Raw genomic sequence first — 9,540 nt, 5'->3', positions numbered from 1 at the left:
TGCAGATAGTTGCGCTCAATCGTCCGGTCATAGCTGTTGTCGCGCATCGGATCGTCCTCCGCTGGAGCGATCCAATCAGCGAATTAGTGAACATGCACAATTGCGAGGAGCCCTTGCGACGAAGCAATCCAGACTGCCACCGCAGAACAATTCTGGATTGCTTCGCTTTGCTGACGGTGAGGAGAGAGTTAGCCCCTCACCGGCAGCGTCACCACGTCATACCCATGCCTGATCGTTCGCTTCAGCACGGGATCTTCCAGCTCGAATTCGAACCGGTCGGCAGGGCGGATGCCGCCCTTAGCGGCGAAGGTGCCGCCGAACATTGCGCAGCCGTCGGGCAGCTTCCCGCCCGGAAAGCCGCGTGCGATGAGCTCAGTGACCGGGAGCATGGCATCGAGGGTGCCCTCCTGATAGAGCATGCGCTCGCCGTCGATCGTGGCGTAGGAGCGCAGGATCATCTTGTCCCAATGGCCGACGACGTCCTCGAGCTCCCACAGCGTCGACGCGATCGGCTTGTCGCACATCTGCTTGGACACTGTGACGTTATAGGCCTCGACCTTGCGGTCGGTGTGATCGGAGCCGCAGCCGACGAAGATGCGGCCCTGCCACCCGAGCAGCACGAACTCGACCTCGCCGGACGAGTCGCCGCCGGTGCATTCGATGCGGTCTTCCATCGTCAGCCGCCGCGCCGAGACGCGATAGTAGATCGGCGTTGAGGCCGGCCGGGCGATGCCGACGGCCTCGAGCTCGGCGATGTGCTTGTCGCGCGCGACCGGATCGCGGCCGGTCCAGCCGGCGATGAAGGCCTGGTCGATCGCCAGCGTCAGCGGCGTTGTGGTGTCCTGGGCGTCGACGGTGAAGGTCAGGTCAAACACGGATTACGGCCTCCATGCCGGCAGCAAGTTCGAAGATGCGGCGGTCGGTCCCGCCCGCCCCCGCCAGCATCAAGCCGACAGGAACGTGGCCCTCGCGATGCGCAGGCAGCGAGATGGCGCAGCCGTCGATCAGGTTGATCAGGCTGCAATTACGCAAGGCGCGGATATTTTCGCGGGCGAATGCCTGGTCGTCGGCGAGATCGGCGATTTTCGGCGGTGTGTTGGGCGTCGTCGGCAGCACCAGGGCGTCATAAGGCGCAATCCGTGCATTGACGCGGGCGATCAGCGAGCGCCGCTCGTTGAGCAGATCGATGTAATCGGCCGCGCTCTGCACCTCGCCGCGCATGATGCGCACGGCGACCCTGGGATCATAGACGTCGCCCTTCGCGGTGATGAGATAGCGATGCCAGGCATAGCTTTCGGAAGCTGCAAAGCCGCCTTTGGCGTTCATCGGGCCGATGTCGTGGAATTCAGCCATTTCGATGCGCTCGACCATGGCGCCGTGATCGGCGAGCGCCTTCAGCGCGCGCTCGAAGGTCTCGGAGACCTGTGCATCGAGGTCGTCGAGCGCGATCGTGGTCGGCACCGCCAGCCGCAAGCCCTGGATCGGCCGCGGCTTGAGCGGAACGATCGGCTCGTTGGCCAGCACCGCGTCGAGTATGGCACAGCAACTGACCGATCGCGCCAGCGGCCCGATGCTATCGAGCGAGAACGACAGCGGCACCGCGCCGTCGAGCGGCACACGGCGCTGCGTCGGCTTGTAGCCGACGATGCCGTTGAAGGCGGCCGGAATCCGGCAGGAGCCGCCGGTGTCGGTGCCGAGGGCGCCATGCGCCATGCCATCGAGCACGGACACTGCCGCGCCCGAGGACGAGCCGCCGGGCACATGGCCCTCCGCCCGGTTCCATGCGCCCTTCGGCGTCCCATAGTGCGGATTGATGCCGATGCCGGAATAGGCGAACTCGGTCATGTTGGTGCGCCCGATCACGACGAAACCGGCTTTGCGCAGCCGGGCCACTGCGACCGCATCCTGCTCGGCCGGTGAGGAATCGTCGAGCGCGCGGGAGCCGGCGCGCGTCACCTGGCCCCTGATGTCGAAGAGATCCTTGATCGAGATCGGGATGCCGGCATAGCGCGACGGCGCGGCCTTGGCCTTGCGCAAGCCGTCCATCGCGTCAGCGGCCGCGAGCGCAGCATCCTTGTCAACATGGATGAAGGCGCGCTGGCCTTCGCCGGCCGGATCGGCGATCCTGGCGATGCACGCCTCGACCAGCTTGCGGGAGGTCGTGCGGCCGCCTTCGAGGTCTCCGGCGAGCTTCGCCAGTGTCGGAAAATCGGGCATGTCTGTCTCACGGAATATTGGCGCGCGCAATCTATAGCGCCGGCCGAGGTCGACACAAGCATTGTGCGCATGATGGCATGCATGCGCATTGCTGGACCGTTGACGCACTATAGTCGATTGTCGCATCAAGATCGAAACAGGCGGGCGCGAAGCCTGTCTCTTGGGAGGAGCTGCCGATATGGCCGAACCGCAGCGCGCGCGACCGAAACCGACGCCAGAGACCCAGCATTTCTGGGACGGCACGAAGGCGGGCGAATTGCGCCTCCAGCGCTGCGACGCTTGCGCGCATATCTACTTCCCGCCGCGCCCGTTCTGTCCGTCCTGCGCCTCGCGCAAGGTCTCGGTGTTCAAGGCGAGCGGCAATGGTTTTCTCTACAGCTACGTGATCAACCACCGTCCCGCTGCGCCCGGCTTCACGCCGCCTTACGCCATCGCCGTGGTCGAGCTCGATGAGGGGCCGCGAATGATGAGCAACATCATCGACTGTCCGCAGACGCCCGAAGCGCTCGAGCTCGACATGAAGCTCGAGGTCGCCTTTGAGAAGCTCGACGACAACATCACCCTTCCCGTCTTCCGTCCGGCGAAGGGCTAGGCCATGCGCAAGAACCAGGTTGCCGTTGTGGGCGCGGCCGAGACCACCGAGCTCGGTGTCATCCCCAACGCCTCGCAGCTCCAGCTCCACGCCGACGCGGCGCTCAATGCTATCGCCGATGCCGGGCTGAAGCTCTCCGACATCGACGGCTTTGCGACTGCGGTCGAAACGCCACAGCAGGTCTGCCATTATCTAGGCATCAAGCCGACCTGGGTGGACGGCACCTCCGTCGGCGGCTGCTCCTTCATGCTGCACGTGCGCCACGCGGCCGCGGCGATCGAGGCCGGTCTGTGCAAGACCGTGCTGATCACCCATGCCGAGAGCGGCAAGTCGATGATCGGCAAATTGCCGCGCTCGACGCCACCGGACAGCCTCAACGGCCAGTTCGAGGCGCCCTATGGGGTCTACGGCCCGCCCAGCATGTTCCCGATCCCCGTGCTGCGCTTCATGAAGACCTACGGCATCACGCACGAGCAGCTCGCTTCGGTCGCGGTGGTGCAGCGGGAATGGGCGGCCAAAAATCCGCGCGCGATGATGAAGGAGCCGATCACGGTCGCGGACGTGCTCAACTCGCGCATGATCGCCTATCCGTTCCGCCTGCTCCAGTGCTGCCTTGTCACCGACGGCGGCGGCGCGCTGATCCTGACCTCGGCCGACCGAGCCAAGGATTTTCCGAGGAAGCCGGTCTACATCATGGGCACTGGCGAGAGCGTGGAAACACCGATGGTCAGCCAGATGGAGACGTTCAATTCCTCGCGCGCGTTCAAGACCGCAGGGCCCCTCGCCTTCAAGGAGGCCGGCATCGCGCACAAGGACGTCGACCATCTCATGATCTACGACGCGTTTGCACATCTGCCGCTGTTCGGGCTCGGCGACCTCGGCTTCATGCCCTATGAGGAAACGGGCAAGTTCATTGCGGACGGCAACACGCGGCCTGGGGCTAAGCTGCCGCTCAACACCAATGGCGGTGGTTTGAGCTATATGCATTCGGGCATGTACGGCATGTACGCGCTCCAGGAGAGCGTGCGGCAGATGCGTGGCACCGCGCCGGCACAGGTGCCGAACGCGAAGGTCTCGGTGTGCCACGGCGTCGGCGGCATGTTCGCGGCGAGTGGCACGATCGTGTTTACGAACGAGAGGTAAGCCCTCGTCGTTCCGGGATGGTCCGAAGGACCAGACCCGGAACCTCGAGATTCCGGGTTCGTGCTTCGCACGCCCCGGAATGACGCAGACAACAGGAGAACACACGCATGAGCAAATCACTGCAAGACAAGGTCATCATCGTCACCGGCGCAGGCCGCGGCATCGGGCGGGAGATCGCGCTGCTTTGCGCCGCGGAAGGCGCTAAGGTCGTCGTCAACGATCCCGGCGCCGCCGCCGACGGCGCCGGCTCGAACACGGCGCCCGCCGAAGAAGTGGTCGAGGAAATCAAGAAGCGCGGCGGCACTGCCGTTGCCAATTTCGAGTCGGTGGCCGAAGCCATTCCCGCGAGCAAGATCGTGAAGACCGCGACCGATCATTTCGGCCGGCTCGACGGCGTCGTCAACAATGCCGGCATCCTGCGCGACATGATCTTCCACAAGATGAGCGTGGAGGCCTTCGAAGCGGTCATCAAGGTGCATTTGATGGGCTCGTTCTATGTCTCCCACGCCGCGGCGCGGATCTTCCGCGAGCAGGAGTCGGGCTCCTTCGTCCATTTCACCTCGACCTCCGGCCTGATCGGCAATTTCGGCCAAGCCAACTATGCCGCCGCCAAGCTCGGCATCGTTGGCTTGTCCAAGTCGATCGCGCTCGACATGGGCCGTTTCAACGTCCGCTCCAACTGCGTCTCGCCGTTCGCCTGGACCCGCATGATCGGCACCATCCCGACCGAGACCGAAGCCGAGAAAGCGCGGGTCGAGAAGATCAAGCAGATGGGACCGGAGAAGATCGCCCCGCTCTGCGGCTATCTGCTGGGCGATTCCGCCAGGGACGTCACCGGGCAGATCTTTGGCGTGCGCATGAACGAGATCTTCCTGTTCAGCCAGAACCGTCCGATCCGCTCGGTGCAGCGAAGCGAGGGCTGGACGCCGCAGTCGATCGCGGAACACGGCATGCCGGCACTGAAGGGGTCGTTCTACAAGCTGGACCGCTCGGCCGACATCTTCACCTGGGATCCCGTCTAGCTGGATTCCAAGCTATTGCTGCATCGCGGTCTCCGGTTGTTCGGCCGGGATCGCCCGCTTTACGCCCGATTGCAGGCGGATGGTTTTCCTCCCAACAAAAAAATGGGAGGCGACTATGACGAAACCACTGACCATTTCTGCCGAATCCAGCGAACCCTCTCTCGCGCGCCGCACCCTGTTGAAGGGCGCGGCGGCCGCAGTCGCGGCGACGGGCGTTACCATGAACGCGGCCTTGGCAGCCTCCGTCGCGCCCTTGGGCCAGACAGGCGCGCCGACGAGATCGACGGCGCCGTTGCCCTTGGGACCACTGCCGGGCAGCCGCTATCCGGACTCCCACTTGGAATCCGCCAAGAAGGGGCCGCCATCCTTCGGGCCCTCCGGCTTTCCCGCCTTCGCCGGCACCATGGCCGTCGAGCGGGTCGCCACCGGCTTCCGCTGGGCCGAAGGTCCGGTGTATTTCGCCGCGGGGCGCTACCTGTTGTTCAGCGACATTCCGAACAACCGCATCATGCGCTTCTCCGAGGATGACGGTCACCTCAGCGTCTACCGTCAGCCCTCCATGAACTCGAACGGCAACACCATCGATCGCGAGGGACGCCTGATCACATGCGAGCATAGCGGTCGGCGCGTGACGCGGACCGAACTCGACGGCTCGATCACCATCATCGCCGACAAGTTCAACGGCAAGCGGTTGAACTCGCCCAACGATGCGGTGGTGACGGCCGATGGCGCGATCTGGTTCACCGATCCTGCCTACGGGATCGGCGGCTTCTATGAGGGGATCAAGGCCGAGCCCGAGCAGGACAAGAAGAACGTCTACCGGGTCGATCCGAAGTCCGGAGAGGTCAAAGTCGTCGTCGACGATTTTGTGGAGCCCAACGGGCTCGCTATCTCGCCGGATGAGAAGAAGCTCTATATCTGCGACACCGGGTTCACCGATGGGCCGGACAACCCGTCCCATATCCGCGTGTTCGATCTCGACGTGACCGGGGGGAAGGTGTCGAACAGCAAGGTCTTCGCTGAAATGCCAAAACCGAGCATCACCGACGGCGTCCGCTGCGACACCGAAGGACGGGTCTGGTGTTCGGTGGGCTGGGGCGACCCGAACGAAGACGGCGTGCGCTGCTATACCCCATCGGGCGAATTGCTCGGCAAGATCCATATTCCGGAAACAGTCGCCAATCTGTGCTTCGGCGGCCAGCAGCGAAACAGGCTGTATATTTGCGGCTCGACATCGCTCTATGCCGTCTACACCAGCGTGCAGGGCGCCATGAAGCCGTGAGATAGTGCCGTCATTCCGGGGCGGCTCGAAGAGCCGAACCCGGAATCTCGAGGTTCCGGGTTCGATGCTTCGCATCGCCCCGGAACGACGACGTCAACCCGTATTCCTCAAGCCAGCCGAGATGCCGTTGATGGTGAGCTGGATCCCGCGCAGCACCTGCTCGTCCGGGTTCTGCGCGCGATGCTCCTTCAAGAGCTCGACCTGGACGTGGTTGAGCGGATCGAGATAGGGGAAGCGGTGGCGCACCGAGCGCTCCAGCAGCGGATTGCTTTGAAGCAACCGGTCCTGGCCCATGATGTCGAGCAGCGTTTCGATGCAGGAATGCCATTCGCGGCGGATGCGGCCGAAGATTTTTTCCCGCAGGGCTTCGTCCGGCACGAGCTCGGCATAGCGCGAGGCGATGGCGATCGAGCTTTTCGCCAGCACCATGTCCATGTTCGAGAGCAGCATGCGGAAGAACGGCCATTCCTGGTAGAGCTCCTTCAGGAACGGCATGCCCTTGTCGGGATGCTCGGCGATCCACTGCTCGACCGCGCTGCCAAAACCGTACCAGCCCGGCAGCATCAGACGGCATTGCGCCCAGGAGAACACCCAGGGAATGGCACGAAGGTCCTCAATCGCGCGCGTCTTCTTGCGCGAGGCCGGGCGGCTGCCGATATTGAGCGTCGCGATCTCGTTGATCACGGTCGATGACCAGAAGTAGTCGACGAATCCATCGGTCTCGTAGACGAGGCCGCGATAAGCCCTGAAGGCAAGGTTCGACAATTCGTCCATCGCGGTCAGATATTCGCGGCGCGGCGCGCTCTGGCGCGGATTCAGCAGACTCGCCTCCAGCGTCGCTGCGGCGAGGATCTCCAGATTGTAGCGGCCGACCTCGGCGTTGGAATATTTCGACGAGATGATCTCGCCCTGCTCGGTGATGCGGATCTGGCCGTTCACGGCACCGCCGGGCTGCGCGATGATGGCATCATAGCTCGGACCGCCACCGCGACCGACCGAGCCGCCGCGGCCGTGGAACAGGCGAAGGCGCACGCCGTGGCGCTCGAACACGTCGACGAGGCCGATCTCAGCCTTGTAGAGCTCCCAGCCCGAGGTGACGAAGCCGCCATCCTTGTTGCTGTCGGAATAGCCGAGCATGACCTCCTGCACGCAGCCGCGGCTGTCGACGAGGCGGCGGTAATCGTGCAACGACAGCATGCGGTCCATGATTCCGGAGGAGGCCTGCAAATCCTCGATGGTCTCGAACAGGGGGACGATATTGATGGCGCTGCGGCCGGAGGGATGGACGAGGCCGACCTCCTTGAGCAGCACCGCGACCTCGAGCATGTCCGACATGCCCTTGCACATCGAGATGATGCATTGGGGAATCGCGTCCGAACCGAACTTCGCATGCGCTTCCGCGGCAGCATGGAACACGTTGAGCTCGCCCATGGTCTCGTCGCTGTACTTGACGAATGGCGAGACCAGCGCGCGCGTCGAGCGTAACTCGTTGGTGAGCAGCGAAATGCGGGCGTCCTCGCCGAGCGCGAGATAGGACATGCCGGGGTTGGCAGCATCCATCAGCTCGGCAATGGTGCGCTCATGCACGGCAGAGTTCTGGCGGATGTCGAGCCGCGCCAGATGGAAACCGAAGCAATCCACCGCGCGCCGGAGCAGCCGCAGCCGGCCGCGGGCGATGACGCGGGCATTGTTCGAGATCAGCGAGCGGTGCAGCACGTCGAGATCGGCTTGCAGCTCCCTGACGCTCTCGTAAGGCTTGCCCTTGCCGACCGGCCGCCGCGTGATCTCGACTTCCAGCTTTTCGGCGGTCGCGGTAAGGCGCGCATAGATGCCGGACACCGCGAGGCGATAAGGCTCGCCGCTTCGGTGTGGCGAAGTATCCGGCGAGCGTTCCGCCAGCGTGCGCAATTCCTCGGAGACATCGGCGAGATGCGCGGCGATCGACAGCTCGGAGCCGAGCACGTGCAGCTCGTTGAGATAGAACTGCAACACCCGGCTGGACTGCAGCCGCAGCGTGCCGCGCATGACGTCGGCGGTGACGAAGGGATTGCCGTCGCGGTCGCCGCCGATCCAGCTGCCCATGCGCAGAAACGAGGCGAGCTCGCCCGCCGCCTGCTCGCCGCCCTCCTCCAGCCGATCTTCGAGCGCGTTGATCAGGCGCGGCACCTCGCGCAGGAAGGTGTAGTCGTAGAACGCCAGGCCGTTGGCGACCTCGTCGAGCACCGTGAGCTTGGTCCGCCGCAAAAGGTTGGTCTGCCACAGCGTCAGCACCTCGCGGCGGAGCTGCTCGTCGCTGGCGGCGGCCTCCTCGGCGGTCAGGGCGACGCGCTCGCGGCGATCGAGCAGGGCTGCGATCTCCATCTCGCGGTCCATGGTGCTCTTGCGGCGGACCTCGGTCGGGTGCGCGGTCAGCACCGGACTGACCAGTGCGGTCTTGAAGAAATTGCGCAGCGCGTCGGGGCCGATGCCCGCCGCCTTGGCATGGACGAGCGTTTCCGCCAGCACGCCGGAGCCGCCGTTCTTGCCCGCGGTGCGGGCGCGCATCTGCCGGATGTTGTTCTGGTCCTCGGCGATGTTGGCGAGATGGGAGAAATAGCTGAAAGCGCGGACGATCCGCACGGTCTCGGAGATCGACATGCCATCGAGGATCTGCTCGAGCTCGCGGCGGGCGAGCCGGTCCTCGTCGCGGTGGAATCGGATCGAGGTCTGGCGGATGCGCTCGACCAGTTCGAACAATTCGGCGCCCTCCTGGTCGCGCACGGTATCGCCCAGGATGCGCCCGAGCAGGCGGATGTCGTCCCGCAGGCGCGCCTCCGCTTCCATCGCCTGGACATCCTCGGGACGGTTGGGGCGATGCTCGGTGGCGTCGGATGGTATGGTCTGGAGGGACATGGCTCGCTCCTCGGTTCGAGCTCGCTTGGATGCCCGGCACGAGCGAGTGTGCGATATTTTTCTGCCGCAGTGCAAGATGAACTTGGTGGCGGCGCGGCAACATGGCTGACCGTGGCAGGATGGGTCTTGCAGAGCGGCGCGCACACGTTCTCGGTCTCGCGGCGCAGGCGCCCGAGGTTTGCTATCCGTCTTCACCCTCATCGAGAAGAGAGGGCGCAGGGAAGGCCGGGCGCCGGCTGGCACCCAGGGTCCGCACGCGAGAAACGCACGCGGGGTGACCACAGGTGACGCCGGGACATCCCGGCCTTCCCTGCGCAATGGTTTTACGGCTTATGGCGCGCTCTTGTGTCTGGGAAATCTGCCAGAATGTGCAAACGGGCGGTTCTCGCAAA

7 protein-coding genes are annotated in these 9,540 nt (G+C 64.5%); 4 read left to right on the top strand and 3 right to left on the bottom strand.

Annotated elements, in window-relative coordinates; translation table 11 throughout:
• Nucleotides 1-188: 188 nt before the first annotated feature.
• Both IVA91_RS31875 and IVA91_RS31870 read right to left on the bottom strand, forming a co-directional pair.
• Nucleotides 189-875, bottom strand: coding sequence for a DUF2848 domain-containing protein (locus tag IVA91_RS31875; RefSeq protein WP_247276047.1), 687 nt, complete (start codon nucleotides 873-875; stop codon nucleotides 189-191).
• Nucleotides 868-2,217 carry an amidase gene (locus IVA91_RS31870; RefSeq protein ID WP_247276048.1) on the bottom strand — a complete coding sequence of 450 codons (1,350 nt, stop codon included), beginning with the start codon at nucleotides 2,215-2,217 and terminating at the stop codon, nucleotides 868-870. The genes IVA91_RS31875 and IVA91_RS31870 overlap by 8 nt, the downstream gene beginning before the upstream one ends.
• A 178-nt stretch (nucleotides 2,218-2,395) precedes the next feature.
• Here IVA91_RS31870 and IVA91_RS31865 point away from each other — a divergent pair, with 178 nt between their 5' ends.
• The 4 genes from IVA91_RS31865 to IVA91_RS31850 all read left to right on the top strand — a co-directional run bounded on the left by IVA91_RS31865 (nucleotide 2,396) and on the right by IVA91_RS31850 (nucleotide 6,256).
• Nucleotides 2,396-2,809 (top strand): Zn-ribbon domain-containing OB-fold protein, encoded by a 414-nt coding sequence (locus tag IVA91_RS31865; protein ID WP_247276049.1) that lies wholly within the window; start codon nucleotides 2,396-2,398, stop codon nucleotides 2,807-2,809.
• Nucleotides 2,810-2,812: 3 nt separating this feature from the next.
• A complete protein-coding gene (locus IVA91_RS31860) occupies nucleotides 2,813-3,952 on the top strand; it encodes a thiolase (protein WP_247276050.1) in 1,140 nt (379 codons plus the stop codon).
• A gap of 107 nt (nucleotides 3,953-4,059) precedes the next feature.
• Nucleotides 4,060-4,974 carry an SDR family oxidoreductase gene (locus IVA91_RS31855; RefSeq protein WP_247276051.1) on the top strand — a complete coding sequence of 305 codons (915 nt, stop codon included), beginning with the start codon at nucleotides 4,060-4,062 and terminating at the stop codon, nucleotides 4,972-4,974.
• A 115-nt stretch (nucleotides 4,975-5,089) separates the two neighbouring features.
• A complete protein-coding gene (locus IVA91_RS31850) occupies nucleotides 5,090-6,256 on the top strand; it encodes an SMP-30/gluconolactonase/LRE family protein (protein WP_247276052.1) in 1,167 nt (388 codons plus the stop codon).
• A gap of 93 nt (nucleotides 6,257-6,349) precedes the next feature.
• On the opposite strand, the gene ppc is transcribed toward IVA91_RS31850, so the two are convergent.
• Complete coding sequence (ppc, locus tag IVA91_RS31845) at nucleotides 6,350-9,148, bottom strand: phosphoenolpyruvate carboxylase (RefSeq protein ID WP_247276053.1); 2,799 nt, start codon at nucleotides 9,146-9,148, stop codon at nucleotides 6,350-6,352.
• Between the last annotated feature and the right edge of the window lie 392 nt (nucleotides 9,149-9,540).

Origin of the sequence: Bradyrhizobium sp. 153 (assembly GCF_023073835.1) — a bacterium.
In the GTDB taxonomy this organism is placed as follows: Bacteria; Pseudomonadota; Alphaproteobacteria; order Rhizobiales; family Xanthobacteraceae; genus Bradyrhizobium.
Note: the sequence above shows the minus strand (reverse complement) of the source record. Positions and strands in the feature narration are given on the sequence as shown.